We start from the raw sequence: 17,404 nt of genomic DNA, 5'->3' as shown, positions 1-17,404 counted from the left end.
CATGCTTTGGGACGCAGAGCGTCCTGAGCTGCATTCCCATGCGGAGCGTGGGAACGATCAGTACGATCAGTTGTGTTTGTTACTTATCGCGAATCGAAAAATTCGCCATATGCTCCAACCCTTTGATCAGCGCCGAGTGGTCCCAATTACCGCCACCAATCGCCGTGCAGGTACTGAACACCTGCTGCGTACCGGCCGTGTTCGGCAGGTTGATCCCCAGTTCCTTGGCCCCGGCCAGCGCCAGGTTGAGGTCTTTCTGGTGCAGGTTGATACGGAAGCCCGGATCAAAGGTGCCCTTGATCATGCGCTCGCCATGCACTTCCAGGATCTTCGACGAAGCAAACCCGCCCATCAGCGCTTCACGCACCTTGGCCGGGTCGGCGCCGTTTTTGGAGGCGAACAGCAGCGCTTCGGCCACCGCCTGGATGTTCAGCGCGACGATAATCTGATTCGCCACCTTGGCGGTCTGGCCATCGCCATTGCCGCCGACCAGGGTGATGTTCTTGCCCATGGCCTGGAACAGCGGCAGGGCGCGTTCAAACGTCTGCGGCTCGCCGCCGATCATGATGCTCAGGGTGCCGGCCTTGGCGCCGACCTCACCGCCGGACACCGGCGCGTCGAGGTATTGCGCGCCGGTTGCATTGATCTTGGCGGCAAAGGCTTTGGTGGCGGTGGGGGAGATCGAACTCATGTCGATCACCACTTTGTTGGGTGACAGGCCGGCGGCAACGCCGTCGGCGCGGAACAGCACGTCATCCACCTGTGGGGTGTCGGGCACCATCACAATGATGAACTCGGCCTCCTGGGCGACTTGCTGCGGGTTGGCCAGGGCCACGGCACCGGCCGCGATCAGAGCTTCGGGCGCCTTGCCGTGATGCTCGGACAGGAACAGTTGGTGACCGGCCTTTTGCAGGTTGGCGGCCATGGGTTGGCCCATGATGCCGGTGCCGATAAATCCGATTTTAGCCATGATCAACATCCTCTTTTTATTCTATGTGCAGTGCGGACACGGTCCGCCAAACACTGAAGATCCACTGTGGGAGCTGGCTTGCCTGCGATGGCATCACCCGGTTTTGCCTGATACATCGCGGTGTCCGCATCGCAGGCAAGCCAGCTCCCACACTTTCTTGTGTTGTGTCACTCAGATGGCGTTATGGGTTTTGAGCCAACCCAGTCCCGCTTCGGTGGTGGTCAGCGGCTTGTACTCGCAGCCGACCCAACCGGCATAACCAATCCGATCCAGATGCTCGAACAGGAAGCGATAGTTGATCTCCCCGGTCCCCGGCTCGTTACGCCCAGGGTTGTCGGCCAGTTGGATGTGGTTGATCTCACCCAGGTGCGCCGCCATGGTCCGCGCCAAGTCGCCTTCCATGATTTGCATGTGGTAGATGTCGTATTGCAGGAACAGATTGGCGCTGCCCACCTGCTCGCGAATCGACAGGGCCTGCGCCGTGTTGTTCAGGTAGAAACCCGGGATGTCGCGGGTGTTGATCATCTCCATCACCAGCTTGATGCCCGCCGCTTGCAGCTTGTCGGCGGCGTATTTGAGGTTGGCGACAAAAGTCTTTTCCACGGTTTCGTCATCCACACCGGCAGGGCGAATCCCGGCCAGGCAGTTGACTTGGGTGTTGCCCAGCACCTGGGCGTAGGCGATGGCCAGCTTGACCCCGGCGCGGAACTCCTCGACCCGGTCGGGGTGGCACGCCAGGCCGCGCTCGCCCTTGGCCCAGTCACCGGCCGGCAGGTTGAACAGCACTTGGGTCAGGCCGTTGGCATCCAGCTGCGCCTTGATCTCGGCGGAGCTGAACTCGTACGGGAACAGGTATTCCACACCCTGGAAGCCGGCGTCGGCGGCCGCTTTGAAGCGGGCGAGAAAGTCCTGCTCGGTAAACAGCATGGACAGGTTGGCGGCAAAACGCGGCATAGGGTTCTCCTTAATCGAGCAGGGAAATGGCTGTCGGCGCATCGTTGCCGACCAGGGCCAGATCTTCGAATTCGTTGACGGCGTTGATCTCGGTGCCCATGGAAATATTGGTCACGCGCTCCAGAATAATCTCAACAATCACCGGAACCTTGAATTCTTCGATCATTTCCTGCGCCTTGCGCAACGCCGGCTGGATCTGGCCCGGCTCGAATACACGCAGGGCCTTGCAACCCAGGCCTTCGGCGACAGCCACGTGGTCGACGCCATACCCGTTGAGTTCCGGCGCGTTGAGGTTGTCGAAGGACAGCTGCACGCAGTAGTCCATCTCAAAGCCGCGCTGGGCCTGGCGAATCAGGCCCAGGTAGGAGTTGTTCACCACCACATGGATGTACGGCAGCTTGAACTGCGCGCCCACCGCCAGCTCTTCGATCATGAACTGGAAGTCATAGTCGCCCGACAGCGCCACCACTTTGCGGCTCGGGTCGGCCTTGACCACGCCGAGTGCCGCCGGAATGGTCCAGCCCAAGGGACCGGCCTGGCCGCAGTTGATCCAGTGGCGTGGCTTGTACACGTGCAGAAATTGCGCGCCGGCAATCTGCGACAGGCCGATGGTGCTGACGTAGCAGGTGTCTTTGCCGAACACCTGGTTCATCTCTTCGTACACGCGCTGCGGCTTGACCGGCACGTTGTCGAAGTGGGTCTTGCGGTGCAGGGTGGCCTTGCGCTGCTGGCAGTCATGCAGCCAGGCGCTGCGGTCCTTGAGCTTGCCGGCGGCTTTCCACTCGCGGGCCACTTCAATGAACATGGTCAGCGCGGAACCGGCGTCGGAAACGATGCCCAGATCCGGCGTGAACACGCGGCCAATCTGCGTCGGTTCGATGTCGACATGGATGAACTTGCGGCCTTCGGTGTACACCTCCACCGAGCCGGTGTGGCGGTTGGCCCAGCGGTTGCCGATGCCCAGCACCACGTCCGACTTGAGCATCGTCGCGTTGCCGTAACGGTGCGAGGTTTGCAGGCCGACCATGCCCACCATCAGCGGGTGATCGTCCGGAATCGTGCCCCAGCCCATCAGGGTCGGGATTACCGGGATGCCGGTGAGTTCAGCAAATTCAACCAGCAACTCGCTGGCATCGGCATTGATCACGCCGCCACCGCTGACCAGCAAGGGGCGTTCGGCCGCATCCAGCAGGGCCAGGGCTTTTTCCACCTGGATGCGCGTGGCCAATGGCTTGGCCAGCGGCAGTGGCTGGTAGGCGTCGATGTCGAATTCGATCTCGGCCATCTGCACGTCGAACGGCAGGTCGATCAGCACCGGGCCAGGGCGGCCGGAGCGCATTTCATAGAAGGCTTTCTGGAACGCGTAGGGCACTTGGCCGGGCTCCAGCACGGTGGTTGCCCACTTGGTCACCGGCTTGACGATGCTGGTGATATCCACGGCCTGGAAGTCTTCCTTGTGCATCCGCGCACGCGGGGCCTGGCCGGTGATGCACAGAATCGGGATCGAGTCGGCCGAGGCGCTGTACAGGCCGGTGACCATGTCGGTGCCCGCCGGGCCGGAGGTGCCGATGCACACGCCGATATTGCCGGCCTTGGTGCGGGTGTAGCCCTCGGCCATGTGCGAGGCGCCTTCAACGTGGCGAGCAAGGACGTGATCGATGCCGCCGACCTTCTGCAAGGCCGAATACAGCGGGTTGATCGCGGCGCCCGGGATACCGAAGGCGGTGTCCACGCCTTCACGGCGCATGACCAGGACGGCGGCTTCGATTGCTCTCATTTTGCTCATGGTTTTGGTGCCTCTTGCGTTTTGTAATTGTATACAAGTGGTGTCTGGACAAAGTGTATTCACGGCGAGCTGCGCAGGTCAATGCATTTTGAAAACTGACCCTGGCGTTCGTCGGAAGCACTTTTTTCGACGTATGGAGCCTTTGTGCGAAAATATTGTATACAAAAATAAATATCATTGTGTTCTATTTGTTTGATCGAGCATCTGATCAAACAGACCTCCACCGCATTCCCAATAACAAAAGAAGGACGGCACCATGAGCGCTTTAACCTTGAAACTCGCCACCCAACTCGCCAGCCAGGCCCTCACCGCAGGCCGCACGATTTCGTCTGCGCCGCTGACCATTGCGGTGCTCGACAGCGGCGGCCACTTGATCACCCTGCAACGCGAAGACGGCGCCAGCCTGTTGCGCCCGCAAATCGCCATCGGCAAGGCCTGGGGCGCGATTGCGCTGGGCAAGGGCTCACGCTTGTTGGCCCTGGACGCCCAACAGCGCCCGGCGTTTATTGCCGCGTTGAACAGCCTGGGCCAGGGCAGCGTGGTGCCGGCACCGGGTGGGGTGTTGATTCGCAACCAAGACGGGCTGGTGCTGGGGGCGATCGGCATCAGCGGCGATACCTCGGATATCGATGAGCAGTGTGCGATTACGGCGATTGAGGGGGTGGGGTTGTTGGCGGATGCGGGGGTTTCGGCTTGATCGCCGCAGACTACTAGGGCCTCATCGCAGGCAAGCCAGCTCCCACACTGAACGAGTTCCACCTGTGAAATACAGTCAAGTGTGGGAGCTGGCTTGCCTGCGATGCAGACGACTCGGTGTTGAGTCAAAGCCAAATGGCATCCCACAACGGATAGTCGCCAAACTTTTTCACCAAGCCAGCTCTCAATGGGTTGGCCACGATATACCTGGCAATCCCTTCAATGCTCTCTTCCCGACGCACCGCATGATCATGAAAACCGGGTTGCCAGAGGCGACCTTGACGACCGGCTACGGCATTCACGACGCGGGTGCTTTTGGATTTCACCCGGCGCATCAGGTCCGCAAGTGATCCCTTTTCCAGGGAGATAAGCCAGTGGAAGTGGTCAGGCATGACCACCCAGGCCAGGGAAGTTGCCAAGCCTAAATTCTGCGCAATCCTGAATTGTTGAACGACGAGTCGGCCTAGCCTGAAATCCTCGAATATCGGCTCGCGATCAAGCGTGTTGGTGGTGAGCAGGTAGATACGGTTGGGTTCATCATAGCGACCGATGCGCAGTCGCTTTGAAGCGGGGAGTTCAGGCATTCCGTGCCCTCTCTTCGGTGGGGTTCTGAGAGGCTAGATGGGGGTGAAGAAGTGTGATGGGCAGGCTTTTGGCAGGATGTGTCTGGTAGGGCGCTATCGCGGGCAAGCCCGCTCCCACAGGGAGTTAGAGGTGTTCATACAATTTGTGTACGACCCGGAAAAGTGTGGGAGCTGGCTTGCCTGCGATAGCCTCACCTCGGTCCATCAGCCCAACTCACACCCCTTCAACACCAACCGAATAATCGTCTGCGCCGCCGCCTCATAATCCGCCTCGTCCAGCTTGGCTTTCCCGGTCACCGCCGAAATCTGCCAGTCAAAATCAGCATACGTCTGCGTTGCCGCCCAGATGCTGAACATCAGGTGATTGGGGTCAATGTTGGCGATCAGGCCGCGATCTACCCAGCTCTGGATGCAGTTGATGTTGTGCTTGGCCTGGGCGTTGAGCTGTTCGATCTGCTCGGGGCTCAGGTGCGGGGCGCCGTGCATGATTTCGCTGGCAAACACCTTGGAAGCAAAGGGCAGGTCGCGGGAGATGCGGATTTTCGAGCGGATGTAATTGCTCAGCACCACCGCCGGCTCGCCCTCGGGGTTGAACGGTGTGGAGGCGGCCAGGATCGGCTCGATAATGCTCTCGAGCACCTCGCGGTAGAGGTTGTCCTTGGACCTGAAGTAGTAATAGACGTTGGGCTTGGGCAGCCCGGCCTTGGCGGCGATGTCGCTGGTTTTGGTCGCGGCGAAGCCCTTGTCGGCAAACTCCTCGCTTGCCGCCCGCAGGATCTTTTCTTTGTTGCGCTCGCGAATGGTGCTCATAAACCAGGAGTTTCCTTGCCAGATCGGCGGTTGTGCATGGTAGCACCGGCTATCCGCGAGCCTCAAGAATGCGCCCGTAAAGCTTTGCGCCGCGCTATGCTCGGCCTTTCTCATTCTTATGGAAGCCCGATTGATGGCAGGAAGCAGCTTGTTGGTATTGATCGACGATATCGCCGCCGTACTCGATGACGTTGCGCTGATGACCAAAATGGCCGCCAAGAAGACCGCCGGGGTGCTGGGCGATGACTTGGCACTCAACGCCCAGCAGGTTTCCGGCGTACGCGCCGAGCGGGAAATCCCTGTGGTGTGGGCGGTGGCCAAGGGGTCGTTTGTCAACAAACTGATCCTGGTGCCGGCGGCCTTGCTGATCAGCGCCTTTGCGCCGTGGGCGGTCACGCCGCTGTTGATGCTCGGCGGCGCCTATTTGTGTTTTGAAGGCTTTGAGAAGCTTGCGCATACCTTTTTGCATAAACGCACTGAAGAGCAGGCCCACCTGGTTGAAGCCGTGGCTGATCCGGCGACAGACCTGGTGGCATTTGAGAAGGACAAGATCAAAGGTGCAATTCGCACCGATTTCATCCTCTCGGCCGAGATCATCGCCATCACCCTGGGCACCGTCGCGGATGCGCCTTTGATGCAGCAGGTGGTGGTGCTGTCGGGCATTGCCATCGTCATGACCATCGGCGTGTACGGGCTGGTGGCCGGTATCGTCAAGCTCGATGACCTGGGCCTGTGGCTGACGCAAAAGCCTGGCCAGGCGGCGCGCAGTATCGGTGGGGCGATCTTGCGCGCCGCGCCTTACATGATGAAAAGCCTGTCGGTGATCGGCACAGCGGCGATGTTTATGGTCGGCGGCGGCATTCTCACCCATGGCGTGCCGGCGGTGCATCACTGGATCGAGCGTGTCAGTCAGCACGTTGGCGGGCTGGCGTGGCTGATGCCGACGTTGCTTAATGCGGTGGCCGGGATTATTGCGGGAGCTGTTGTGTTGGCGGTGGTGAGCGTGGTCGGCAAGGTGTGGAAAACCCTCAAGGCTTGAAGAAATTACACGCAATAAAAAAGGCCATTCAGTCGAATGGCCTTTTTTGTGTCGCCCGATTTACTCGGCAATCTGCAACTTACGCGATTCGGTATAGATGTAGCGCACCTTCTCATACTCAAACGGCGAGTTCATCTGACCGTAGCGGAAGCTGGTCTGGTAGCGCTTGTCGACGGCGCGCAGGGCCCAGATTTCCGGGTGGTTTTCGCTGACTTTGGAGACGTTGAGGAAGTTGATCTCGGTCTCGGCGCCGTAGTCGACGATCAGGCCGGTGGTGTCGCGCAGGTTCGAAGGGCCGAAGATCGGCAGCACCAGGTAGGCGCCGCCAGGGACGCCGTAGAAACCCAGGGTCTGGCCGAAGTCTTCGCTCTGGCGCGGCAGGCCCATGGCGGTGGCCGGGTCCCACAGGCCGGCGATGCCGATGGTGGTGTTGAGCAGCAGGCGCCCGGTGGTTTCCAGGGAGCGGTGGCCCTTGAGTTGCAGCAGGCTGTTCAACAGGTTGGGCACATCGCCCAGGTTGTTGAAGAAGTTGCTCACGCCGGTGCGCAGGAAGCTTGGGGTGACGTAGGTGTAGCCGTTGACCACGGGCAGGAACACCCATTGGTCGAAGCGGTAGTTGAAGTGGTAGACGCGACGGTTCCACGACTCCAGCGGGTCATAGACGTTAAGTGCCGTCAGCGATGAACGCTCGAACTCACGTTGGTCCAGGCCTGGGTTGAACTTGAGTTTGGTCAAGGGCTCCTTGAAGCCATCGGAGTCAACCTTGACCGGCTCGTGGGCCTTGCTGTTGTCGGCATTGGCGACGCCTGCGCACATCAGCGCGGCGAGCAGCAAAAGATATTTAGCCACGGAAGAACTCCAGCATGGCGTCGGCGTTGACGCGGTAATTAAGGTTGCCGCAATGGCCGCCCAGCGGGTAGACGGTCAAGCGATCGCCGAAGGTTTTACGCAGGAACCCGAGGTCGCCAGGGCCGAGGATCACGTCGTCGGCGTTGTGCATGACCGCGATTTTCGGGCTGTCGTGCAGGTAGTCCTTGAGTGCGTACAGGCTGACCTGGTCAACCAGTTGCAGCAGGCTGCCGCCGTCGGAGCGGGCGCGCCACATCGGAATCACTTGTTCGGTGAGGTAGCAGTCGAAGTCGCATTGCAGTGCACGCTTGAGGAACGGCGTGAGGCTGGTGCCTTCGGTGATCGGGTATTTCGGCGGGATGATCAGGCCACGGCGGTTGATCAGGTCCGAAGTAAAGGCAATGTCGGCCGCCGAGAAGCGGAACGAGGTGCCGATCAGCATGGCCATCTGTTCGTTGGTCAGGTGCTGCTTGGAGTTCTGGAAGTCGTAGAGCAGGGCGTCATTGAGATCGATGTAGCCCTTTTGCTGGAAGTAGCGCGTCAGTTTGGCCAGCACCAGCTCATAGAAGGTAGTGGTGTTGTTGATGCCCTTGACCTCGGTCTGTACCAGCTTGTCCAGGTTGGTGATCGAGGTGTAGAGGTTGACCGGCGGGTTGAGCAGCAGCACTTTCTTGAAGTTGAAGCTGCGGCGGGTCTCGTCGAGCTTGCTGACAAACGCTGCATCCAGGGCGCCGAGGCTGTAGCCGGTGAGGTAGTAGTCGGTCACCGGCAGCGAGGCGTTCTGCGCGCGCACCGCTTGCATCACGCGGTACATGTCTTCCGCGTCTTCCTGGGTGATACCCGGCGTGGCGAAGCGCGAGGCGGCGCTGATGAAGTCGAAACTGGTGGGCGATGACAGCTGCACCACGTGGTAGCCGGCCTGGTAATAGAGCTTTTTCAGGTATTCGTTGATGCTGCTGTCAAACCGGGCGCCCGTGCCGGCGATCAGGAAGATCAGCGGCGCAGCGTGGTCCTGTTTGGCGATGCGGTAGGTGAGTTTCTTCACTGCCCAGAAGTTGTCCGGCAGGCTGAACTCACGCTCTGGGCGCATGTTGAGGGTGTAATCGGACTGGTTGATCTCGTCGTTGCTGGGCAATTTGGGCCGCAGGTCCGGCGGGGTGGTGGCAATGGTCGCCTCGAACGGGTTCGTCAAAGGGAAGCCATAAGTGGCCTGGTCTACATCGACGGCCAGTGCTGACGCACTCAAAAATAGGCTGCCCAGCAAGGCAGCGCAGCGCAAGGAACGGAGCATGACTTAATCCCTAAGAGGAAACGTGCTGAATGAAGTTCGCAGGCTATGACCACCGCGTTGCCACCGAAGTGCCAGCCCTCGGCACTAAAAGTCGGAAAAAACCACGGAATCGGGGTAATAGTAGCGAGAAGATACACTTTGCAGCGCCTTGATGAACAGTTATCTGCGTACACACCTTGCTAACGGCCGCCGTGGGATTAAGCTGAGCGCCGTTTTTGCCTATCGGAGTTCGCCATGTCCCGTCGTTTGCCACTTATCCTGCTGCTTATCGCCTTGCCGTTATGGCTGGCCGCCAGTTATGGCGCCCGTTACGGTTTTATGGAAGACGGCCAGTGGGTGGGGGTCTGCGTCGATGAGGCGAGCCGCTGGGAATGCCAGCTGCGCTCGAACCTGGGGCTGATGATTCACTTCAAGGTGTTGGGCTGGGCGGCGTTGGTGACGTCGGTGCTGGCGTTTTTTGTGCCGGGCCGCGTCGGCTGGGGGTTGGCGGTGCTGGGGATGGTGTTCGGGCTGCCGGCGCTGGCGTTGTATAACACCACGTTTGCGGTGTTTGCGGTGGTGATTGCGGGGTTGCGATTGGTCAGGAAGCCTCGTGTTGTCGGATAGGGCCTATTCGCGAGCAAGCCCGCTCCCACAATTGACCGAGTACATCCCTTGAAATACGGTCGAATGTGGGAGCTGGCTTGTCGAATCGTCGCACCGCTGCGATGGCGATGTCAGCCCTTACGCACCCGCAAGCACCGCCACAAAGCCACCACCATCAACCCGCTGACCACCGCCCAACCCCACGCCTGCTGGTTCAGCAACCCTTCGCGATACAGCTGCGGCGCAATGCCGGCGCCAATAATGAAGGCCAGCAGCGCAATCTCCCGACGCGGGCCGGTGACCGGGCGAACCAGGTAAACCAGAGCCGGCAACACCAGCGCCGCACTTGGGAAGCTGCGATAGCGCGGGTCGAACACCAGCGCCAGCATCATCACTGCCCCTGCGAACCCGGCGATTGCCGCCAGCCAGCCGGCGCGCTGTTCCAGCCAGTTGAAGCTCCGTTCACGCCAGCCTTCCCGGGCACTCAGCGCCAGTGCAGCATGGGCCAGCACGAGCAGGTTCAGCATCACCAGCAAGCCTGCCCACACCCATTCATCGTTGAAGCGCGCTGTGACGCGGGTCAGTTCAGCCCAGGTGCCGATGGAGCAGGCCGCCACTGCGCCGAGCAGTGGCAGCAACAGCGCGGCACGCGTGCTGCGCGCCCGGCCACCCAGCGCCAGGGTGCCCAGCAGGATCAGGCCGCCGACGCCCAGCCACAGCGGCCAATACGGCACGTTGCTCACTGGCCCGGCAAGAATGCCCTTGTCCTGGCGGTCGGCATCAAACAAGCCCCAGTAACCACCGACGGCACCTTCGCTGGCGCGTTTCCAGGGTTGGTCAAACGCTTCGATCAGGTTGTAGCGCCAGCCATTGGCTTCGGCCATGGCCACGAAACCGCGCATGAACTTGGCCTCGTTGACCCGGCTTGGCACCGCGGTTTCGCGCTGGCGGCCTTCGCTGGGCCAGCCGGTCTCGCCGATCAGCACATCTTTAGGCGCGAATTTGTTGCCGAAGGTCTGGCGCACATCACCCACATGCTTGAGGGCTTGATCGATGCCCGACGGGTCGTCTTCCCAGTAGGGCAGCAGGTGAATGGTCAGGAAATCCACCGCCGGGGCGATCTCCGGGTGCTGCAGCCAGAATTCCCACACATCGGCATAAGTGACCGGCTGCTTGATCTGGCTTTTGACCTGATGGATCAGCGTCACCAACTGCTTGGCGGTGACTTCCTTGCGCAGCAGGGCCTCGTTACCGACGATCACCGAAGTGACCACATCGGGGTTGGCATTGGCAGCAGCAATCAGTTCTTTGATTTCTTTTTCGGTGGCCACCGGGTCACTGCTGACCCAGGCGCCGGCCATCAACTTCAAACCATGGGCGCGCGCCATGCCCGGCAGGGCTTCCAGGCCGGTCATGGAGTAAGTGCGGATGCATTCAAAACGGGTGGCCAGCAGTGCCAGGTCGGCGTCCATACGCTCGGGGCGCAGTTTGAACGGTTGGTCGAACGGCGACTGGTCCTTGTCGAACGGCGTATAGGACGCGCATTGCATCTTGTGGCTGGCACTGGCCACATCCGGCAGCACCACCGGCCGGCCGAGGCCGTACCAGTAGCCGACAAGGGCAAGCACGCCGAGGATCAAGGCGCAGAAATAGGGCAGGGCAGGGAAGCGGGCAGTCGCGGGCATGGTCAGCTTATCTGGGGGAGCAAAGGCGCGCATCTTACCCGGATTTGGTCCGTCTCAGTGGGGCTGCATAATTTAGACATGCAAAGTTCGGGCGGGAAATTGACGCCAAGTCCTAGGAACTATCCTGCTGGCGATGTGATGTCGTTTCTTGCTTACCCGAGGTCGCTGACAGAGCAGGTCCAAGGTCCCGGCAGGTTGATGATCCAAGTGTCAGCACTCCACTGGCGGGGCACCACCGTGATCGACGCGCGTGAAGGGGGCGCGATGCACCCTATAACAACAGGTTGACGTCGCTCGGCATCCGCCGGGCGCAGCACTTTCGGGGAAGTATTATGAAGATGCGACGACTCTTGGGCGCAGCTGCCACTCTGGTAGTTGCGATGGGCTCCACACTGGCCAGCGCCGACAGCAAAACCCTGAGCATCGGCTATGTAGATGGTTGGTCCGACAGCGTTGCCACGACCCATGTGGCAGCCGAGGTGATCAAGCAAAAGCTCGGTTACGACGTGAAACTGCAAGCCGTCGCCACCGGGATCATGTGGCAGGGCGTCGCCACCGGCAAGCTCGACGCCATGCTGTCGGCCTGGCTGCCTGTGACCCACGGTGAGTATTGGACCAAGAACAAGGACAAGGTGGTCGACTACGGCCCCAACTTCAAGGATGCGAAGATCGGCTTGATCGTGCCGGAGTACGTCAAGGCCAAGTCCATCGAAGACCTCAAGACCGACACCACCTTCAAAAACAAGATCGTCGGCATCGACGCCGGTTCAGGCGTGATGCTCAAGACCGACGAAGCGATCAAAGCCTATGGCCTGGACTACAAACTGCAAGCCAGCTCGGGCGCCGCGATGATCGCCGAGCTGACCCGCGCCGAAGACAAGCAGGAATCCATTGCCGTGACCGGCTGGGTGCCGCACTGGATGTTTGCCAAGTGGAAACTGCGTTTCCTCGACGACCCAAAAGGGATTTATGGCGCTGCTGAGACCGTCAACAGCATCGGCAGCAAGGGCCTGGAAAAGAAAGCGCCGGAAGTCGCCGCGTTCCTGAAGAAATTCCAGTGGGCCTCCAAGGACGAAATCGGCGAAGTCATGCTGGCGATTCAAGAGGGCGCCAAGCCTGATGCCGCGGCCAAGGATTGGGTCGCCAAGCACCCTGAACGTGTGGCCGAGTGGACCGCCAAATAAAGCACTGACGCTTCACAAGCCCCACCACAACCCAATGTGGGAGCGGGCTTGCCCGCGATTGGGGTGTATCAGTCAGCCTATGTATTGACTGAGACGCCGCCTTCGCGAGCAAGCCCGCTCCCACATTTTTTTTGCCTGTATTCAGGCTGTTGTTTATTTGTTGCTCGCAAAACTTGCTAAGTGGCCATCTCGATCTACTACTAAGGTCGTCTGGAACCTGTTCCGCAGCCGCATACAGTGGATATGTTCCAAAATAATAAAAAGCTGTGCTGCGAGGATAAAAACAATGAACGACAGCATTTACCTCTCGATTCAAAACAGCCCGCGTTTCAAGGAGCTGGTCAGAAAAAGGGAAAAGTTCGCCTGGATTCTCTCGGCGATCATGCTAGGGCTTTACTCCGCTTTCATCCTGTTGATTGCCTACGGGCCACAAGTGCTGGGGGCCAAACTCAGCCCCGGCTCATCCATCACCTGGGGCATCCCCATCGGGGTCGGCCTGATTGTCTCGGCCTTTGTCCTCACCGGCATCTATGTACGACGCGCCAACGGCGAATTCGACGACCTGAACAATGCGATTCTCAAGGAGGCTGCGCAATGATCCGTCGTCTATTGGCTGTACTTGGCGCTTCGGTCTTTGCGCCCGCCGTTTGGGCGGCGGATGCATTGACCGGTGAAGTGCACAAACAACCGCTGAACGTTGCAGCGATCCTGATGTTCGTGGTCTTCGTCGGCGCGACGTTGTGCATCACTTACTGGGCATCCAAACGCAACAAGTCGGCGGCCGACTACTATGCGGCCGGCGGCAAGATCACCGGTTTCCAGAACGGCCTGGCGATTGCCGGTGACTATATGTCGGCGGCGTCCTTCCTGGGGATTTCCGCGCTGGTGTTCACCTCCGGCTACGATGGGCTGATCTACTCGATCGGCTTTCTGGTGGGCTGGCCGATCATTCTGTTCCTGATCGCCGAGCGCCTGCGTAACCTGGGCAAGTACACCTTTGCCGACGTGGCGTCCTATCGCCTCGGGCAAACCCAGATCCGCAGCCTGTCGGCCTGTGGTTCGCTGGTGGTGGTGGCGTTTTACCTGATCGCGCAAATGGTGGGGGCGGGCAAGCTGATCCAGCTGCTGTTCGGCCTGGACTACCACGTCGCGGTGATCCTGGTAGGTATCCTGATGTGCATGTACGTGCTGTTCGGCGGCATGCTGGCGACCACTTGGGTGCAGATCATCAAGGCGGTGCTGTTGCTGTCCGGTGCCTCGTTCATGGCGCTGATGGTGATGAAGCACGTCAACTTCGACTTCAACATGCTGTTTTCCGAGGCGATCAAGGTTCACCCTAAAGGTGAGGCGATCATGAGCCCTGGCGGCCTGGTGAAAGATCCGATTTCGGCATTCTCGTTGGGCCTGGCGCTGATGTTCGGTACGGCCGGCCTGCCGCATATCCTGATGCGCTTCTTCACCGTCAGCGACGCCAAGGAAGCGCGTAAGAGCGTGCTGTACGCTACCGGTTTCATTGGCTACTTCTATATCCTGACGTTCATCATCGGCTTCGGCGCGATCCTGCTGGTGAGCACCAACCCGGCGTTCAAGGATGCTGCTGGCGCCTTGCTCGGCGGTAACAACATGGCGGCGGTGCACCTGGCCAACGCGGTGGGTGGCAGTATTTTCCTGGGCTTCATCTCGGCCGTGGCGTTTGCCACCATCCTGGCAGTGGTTGCCGGTTTGACCCTGGCCGGTGCTTCGGCGGTGTCCCATGACCTGTACGCCAGTGTGATCAAGAAGGGCAAGGCCAACGACAAAGATGAGATTCGCGTGTCGAAGATCACCACCGTGGCGTTGGGCGTGTTGGCAATCGGCCTGGGTATCCTGTTCGAAAGCCAGAACATTGCGTTCATGGTCGGCCTGGCATTCTCGATTGCGGCCAGCTGTAACTTCCCGGTACTGCTGCTTTCCATGTACTGGAAAAACCTCACCACCCGTGGCGCCATGATTGGCGGCTGGCTGGGCTTGATCAGCGCCGTCGGCCTGATGATCCTCGGCCCGACCATCTGGGTGTCGATCCTGCACCATGAAAAAGCCATCTTCCCTTACGAGTACCCGGCGCTGTTCTCGATGATCATTGCGTTCGTCGGCATCTGGTTCTTCTCGATCACCGACAAGTCGGCGGCGGCAGAGAAAGAGCGTGCGCTGTACTTCCCGCAGTTTGTGCGTTCGCAGACTGGCCTGGGGGCGAGTGGGGCGGTTAACCACTAAGATTTGTAACGGTTACAAATAAATGCCCCGGTCGTGAGATCGGGGCATTTTTTTGCTTTTATTGGTAACGGATTTCACAAAACAGTTTCTCATCTCCGGCATCAATAAAGTGCCTCTACGCCGATCGTTCCCATGCTCCGCGTGGGAATGCAGCCACGGACGCTCTGCGTCCCGGTTGGCGCTGGCCTCAGGTATTGCGCAATGGGGCGCGGAGCGTCACGGGAGGCATTCCCACGCAGAGCGTGGGAACGATCATCAGGCTGCACAAATAAAAACGGCCTCCCTGGATAAGGAGGCCGCTTTTTATTACCAAGCCATCAGATGCTTACTTGCGATCTTCCAGTTTGGTGATGTCACGCGACTCGTAGCCGGTGTACAGCTGGCGCGGACGCCCAATCTTGTACGGGCTGGAGAGCATTTCTTTCCAGTGCGAGATCCAGCCGACAGTACGTGCCAGGGCGAAGATCACGGTGAACATGCTGGTTGGAATGCCGATCGCCTTGAGGATGATCCCCGAGTAGAAGTCGACGTTCGGGTACAGCGAGCGTTCGATGAAGTACGGGTCGGTCAGGGCGATCTCTTCCAGGCGCATGGCCAGTTCGAGTTGCGGATCGTTCTTGATGCCCAGTTCCTTCAACACTTCGTCGCAGGTCTTCTTCATCACGGTGGCACGCGGGTCGCGGTTCTTGTAAACGCGGTGACCGAAGCCCATCAGCTTGAACGGGTCGTTCTTGTCCTTGGCCTTGGCGATGAACTTGTCGATGTTCGAAACATCGCCAATTTCATCCAGCATGGTCAATACGGCTTCGTTCGCACCGCCGTGGGCAGGGCCCCACAGTGCGGCGATACCGGCGGCGATACAGGCGAACGGGTTGGCACCCGAAGAGCCGGCCAGGCGTACGGTAGAGGTGGAGGCGTTCTGTTCGTGGTCGGCGTGGAGGATGAAGATCTTGTCCATCGCAGCGGCCAGCACCGGGCTGATCGGTTTAATCTCGCACGGGGTGTTGAACATCATGTGCAGGAAGTTTTCCGCGTACGTCAGGTCGTTGCGCGGGTACATCATGGGTTGGCCCATGGAGTACTTGTAAACCATTGCGGCCAGGGTGGGCATCTTGGCAACCAGGCGGATCGCGGAAATTTCGCGATGCTGCGGGTTATTGATGTCCAGGGAGTCGTGATAGAAGGCCGACAGGGCGCCGACTACGCCGCACATGACGGCCATCGGGTGGGCGTCGCGACGGAAGCCGTTGAAGAAGGTCTTCAACTGCTCGTGAACCATGGTGTGGTTCTTCACGGTGCTGACGAACTGGGCTTTCTGCTCGGCTGTTGGCAATTCGCCATTTAGCAGCAGGTAGCAGGTTTCCAGGTAGTCCGACTGTTCAGCCAGCTGTTCGATCGGGTAGCCGCGGTGCAGCAAAATACCATTGTCACCATCGATGTAGGTGATCTTCGACTCGCAAGAGGCGGTCGACATGAAGCCTGGGTCGAATGTGAAACGGCCCGTGGCCGTCAGGCCCCGTACGTCGATAACATCGGGACCAACGGTGCCGGTTAAAATGGGCAGCTCGACGGGGGCTGCGCCCTCGATGATCAACTGCGCTTTTTTGTCAGCCATGTGGCCTCCTATTTATGCTTCAAATCATCAGACAGACCCCCCACGCAGGGCCCGCACCACTATATTGATATAAATCCAGATGTCAATTTGCCTAAAGTCTTGCTCCAGAAGGCTTTAACCATACTTTTTCGTCGAAATTGACTGCCATTTACGCCTTTTATACCGCCAGCGCAATCAGCTATTAGGGTGAGGAGTGCGCGTTGTCATTAGTAACCTAACTGTCTATACTCGGCCACCGACCGCCAAGGGCTTTTGGGCTTGCTTTCATTGGGGGTCGCACTCCCTGGGTGGTGCTTACCTGACCAGTGCACTCCCCAACAACTTTGCCCTGATTGTTAGGGGCTCTTCAGTGTGAAAAAAAGCCGTGAATAGCCAACGACCTGTAAACCTAGACCTAAGGACCATCAAACTCCCCATCACCGGCGTTACGTCGTTCCTGCACCGTGTTTCCGGCATCATCCTGTTCCTGGGCTTGGGCATCATGCTTTATGCATTGAGCAAATCCCTGGGTTCCGAGGAAGGATACGCCGAGGTGAAGGCATGCTTGACCAGCCCGCTGGCCAAGTTCGTAGCATGGGGCCTCCTGTCCGCTCTGCTGTATCACCTGGTTGCCGGTGTGCGCCACTTGATCATGGATGCGGGTATCGGTGAGACGCTCGAAGGCGGCCGCCTGGGCTCGAAAATCATCATCGCCATTTCCGTGGTGCTGATCGTTCTGGCAGGAGTTTGGATATGGTAACCAGCGTTACGAACCTTTCGCGTTCGGGCCTCTATGACTGGATGGCACAGCGTGTGTCTGCGGTCGTTCTCGCGGCTTATTTCATTTTCCTGATCGGATACCTCGTCGCAAACCCTGGCATCGGCTATGAGCAATGGCATGGCCTGTTTGCCCACAATGCGATGCGAATCTTCAGCCTGCTGGCCCTTGTAGCCCTGGGCGCTCACGCCTGGGTCGGCATGTGGACCATCGCGACCGACTACCTCACGCCAATGGCGCTGGGCAAGTCCGCGACCGCAGTCCGTTTTCTCTTCCAGGCAGTCTGCGGCATTGCGATGTTCGCTTACTTCGTCTGGGGTGTGCAGATTCTTTGGGGTATCTGATT

Annotated in this window: 17 protein-coding genes; 8 read left to right on the top strand and 9 right to left on the bottom strand. The window is 59.5% G+C overall.

Annotation, left to right across the window (positions count from 1 at the left end; genetic code table 11):
* Nucleotides 1-79 precede the first annotated feature (79 nt).
* From AOA59_RS30180 to gcl, 3 genes are all read right to left on the bottom strand, one after another.
* A complete protein-coding gene (locus AOA59_RS30180) occupies nucleotides 80-970 on the bottom strand; it encodes a 2-hydroxy-3-oxopropionate reductase (RefSeq protein WP_026013623.1) in 891 nt (296 codons plus the stop codon).
* Between the two features lie 171 nt (nucleotides 971-1,141).
* Nucleotides 1,142-1,924 (bottom strand): hydroxypyruvate isomerase, encoded by a 783-nt coding sequence (gene hyi, locus AOA59_RS30175; protein WP_065912472.1) that lies wholly within the window; start codon nucleotides 1,922-1,924, stop codon nucleotides 1,142-1,144.
* A 10-nt stretch (nucleotides 1,925-1,934) separates the two neighbouring features.
* A complete protein-coding gene (gene gcl / locus AOA59_RS30170; RefSeq protein WP_017136240.1) occupies nucleotides 1,935-3,710 on the bottom strand; it encodes a glyoxylate carboligase in 1,776 nt (591 codons plus the stop codon).
* 256 nt (nucleotides 3,711-3,966) lie between these two features.
* On the opposite strand from gcl, the gene AOA59_RS30165 reads away from it, so the two are divergent.
* On the top strand, nucleotides 3,967-4,407 hold the full coding sequence (locus AOA59_RS30165) for a heme-binding protein (protein WP_065912473.1): 441 nt from the start codon (nucleotides 3,967-3,969) through the stop codon (nucleotides 4,405-4,407).
* A gap of 124 nt (nucleotides 4,408-4,531) precedes the next feature.
* Here AOA59_RS30165 and AOA59_RS30160 read toward each other — a convergent pair whose 3' ends face one another.
* Both AOA59_RS30160 and AOA59_RS30155 read right to left on the bottom strand, forming a co-directional pair.
* Nucleotides 4,532-4,990 carry a transposase gene (locus AOA59_RS30160; RefSeq protein WP_099489984.1) on the bottom strand — a complete coding sequence of 153 codons (459 nt, stop codon included), beginning with the start codon at nucleotides 4,988-4,990 and terminating at the stop codon, nucleotides 4,532-4,534.
* Between the two features lie 204 nt (nucleotides 4,991-5,194).
* Nucleotides 5,195-5,800 (bottom strand): TetR/AcrR family transcriptional regulator, encoded by a 606-nt coding sequence (locus tag AOA59_RS30155; protein ID WP_056857111.1) that lies wholly within the window; start codon nucleotides 5,798-5,800, stop codon nucleotides 5,195-5,197.
* A gap of 133 nt (nucleotides 5,801-5,933) precedes the next feature.
* Between AOA59_RS30155 and AOA59_RS30150 the strand changes: the two genes are divergently transcribed.
* Complete coding sequence (locus tag AOA59_RS30150; protein ID WP_099489983.1) at nucleotides 5,934-6,839, top strand: DUF808 domain-containing protein; 906 nt, start codon at nucleotides 5,934-5,936, stop codon at nucleotides 6,837-6,839.
* Nucleotides 6,840-6,899: 60 nt separating this feature from the next.
* On the opposite strand, the gene AOA59_RS30145 is transcribed toward AOA59_RS30150, so the two are convergent.
* Together AOA59_RS30145 and AOA59_RS30140 are read right to left on the bottom strand one after the other, a co-directional pair.
* Nucleotides 6,900-7,688, bottom strand: a complete 789-nt coding sequence (locus AOA59_RS30145) for a VacJ family lipoprotein (protein WP_056857109.1) — start codon at nucleotides 7,686-7,688, stop codon at nucleotides 6,900-6,902.
* Nucleotides 7,681-8,979, bottom strand: coding sequence for a serine/threonine protein kinase (locus AOA59_RS30140; protein WP_065929489.1), 1,299 nt, complete (start codon nucleotides 8,977-8,979; stop codon nucleotides 7,681-7,683). The genes AOA59_RS30145 and AOA59_RS30140 overlap by 8 nt, the downstream gene beginning before the upstream one ends.
* A 234-nt stretch (nucleotides 8,980-9,213) precedes the next feature.
* Between AOA59_RS30140 and AOA59_RS30135 the strand changes: the two genes are divergently transcribed.
* Nucleotides 9,214-9,585, top strand: coding sequence for a hypothetical protein (locus AOA59_RS30135; protein WP_065929490.1), 372 nt, complete (start codon nucleotides 9,214-9,216; stop codon nucleotides 9,583-9,585).
* Between the two features lie 110 nt (nucleotides 9,586-9,695).
* On the opposite strand, the gene AOA59_RS30130 is transcribed toward AOA59_RS30135, so the two are convergent.
* Nucleotides 9,696-11,249: a glycosyl hydrolase family 17 protein gene (locus AOA59_RS30130; RefSeq protein WP_099490084.1), complete on the bottom strand. Its 1,554-nt coding sequence runs from the start codon at nucleotides 11,247-11,249 to the stop codon at nucleotides 9,696-9,698.
* A gap of 332 nt (nucleotides 11,250-11,581) precedes the next feature.
* Between AOA59_RS30130 and AOA59_RS30125 the strand changes: the two genes are divergently transcribed.
* The 3 genes from AOA59_RS30125 (at nucleotide 11,582) to AOA59_RS30110 (ending at nucleotide 14,686) form a co-directional block, all read left to right on the top strand.
* Nucleotides 11,582-12,433 (top strand): glycine betaine ABC transporter substrate-binding protein, encoded by an 852-nt coding sequence (locus AOA59_RS30125; RefSeq protein ID WP_056859736.1) that lies wholly within the window; start codon nucleotides 11,582-11,584, stop codon nucleotides 12,431-12,433.
* 286 nt (nucleotides 12,434-12,719) lie between these two features.
* Nucleotides 12,720-13,031 (top strand): DUF485 domain-containing protein, encoded by a 312-nt coding sequence (locus tag AOA59_RS30115; protein WP_099489982.1) that lies wholly within the window; start codon nucleotides 12,720-12,722, stop codon nucleotides 13,029-13,031.
* Nucleotides 13,028-14,686: a cation acetate symporter gene (locus tag AOA59_RS30110; RefSeq protein WP_065929493.1), complete on the top strand. Its 1,659-nt coding sequence runs from the start codon at nucleotides 13,028-13,030 to the stop codon at nucleotides 14,684-14,686. The genes AOA59_RS30115 and AOA59_RS30110 overlap by 4 nt, the downstream gene beginning before the upstream one ends.
* A 325-nt stretch (nucleotides 14,687-15,011) precedes the next feature.
* Here the strand turns inward: AOA59_RS30110 and gltA are convergent, their stop codons facing one another.
* Entirely contained in the window at nucleotides 15,012-16,301 is a 1,290-nt protein-coding gene (gene gltA / locus AOA59_RS30105; RefSeq protein WP_003210575.1) for a citrate synthase, read from the bottom strand.
* 364 nt (nucleotides 16,302-16,665) lie between these two features.
* On the opposite strand from gltA, the gene sdhC reads away from it, so the two are divergent.
* Both sdhC and sdhD read left to right on the top strand, forming a co-directional pair.
* Entirely contained in the window at nucleotides 16,666-17,040 is a 375-nt protein-coding gene (sdhC, locus tag AOA59_RS30100) for a succinate dehydrogenase, cytochrome b556 subunit (protein ID WP_016979564.1), read from the top strand.
* Nucleotides 17,034-17,402, top strand: coding sequence for a succinate dehydrogenase, hydrophobic membrane anchor protein (gene sdhD / locus AOA59_RS30095; RefSeq protein WP_003233245.1), 369 nt, complete (start codon nucleotides 17,034-17,036; stop codon nucleotides 17,400-17,402). The genes sdhC and sdhD overlap by 7 nt, the downstream gene beginning before the upstream one ends.
* Nucleotides 17,403-17,404: the final 2 nt, after the last annotated feature.

Source organism: Pseudomonas sp. 2822-15 (genome assembly GCF_002742515.1).
GTDB classification, from domain to species: domain Bacteria; phylum Pseudomonadota; class Gammaproteobacteria; order Pseudomonadales; family Pseudomonadaceae; genus Aquipseudomonas; species Aquipseudomonas salomonii.
Note: the sequence above shows the minus strand (reverse complement) of the source record. Positions and strands in the feature narration are given on the sequence as shown.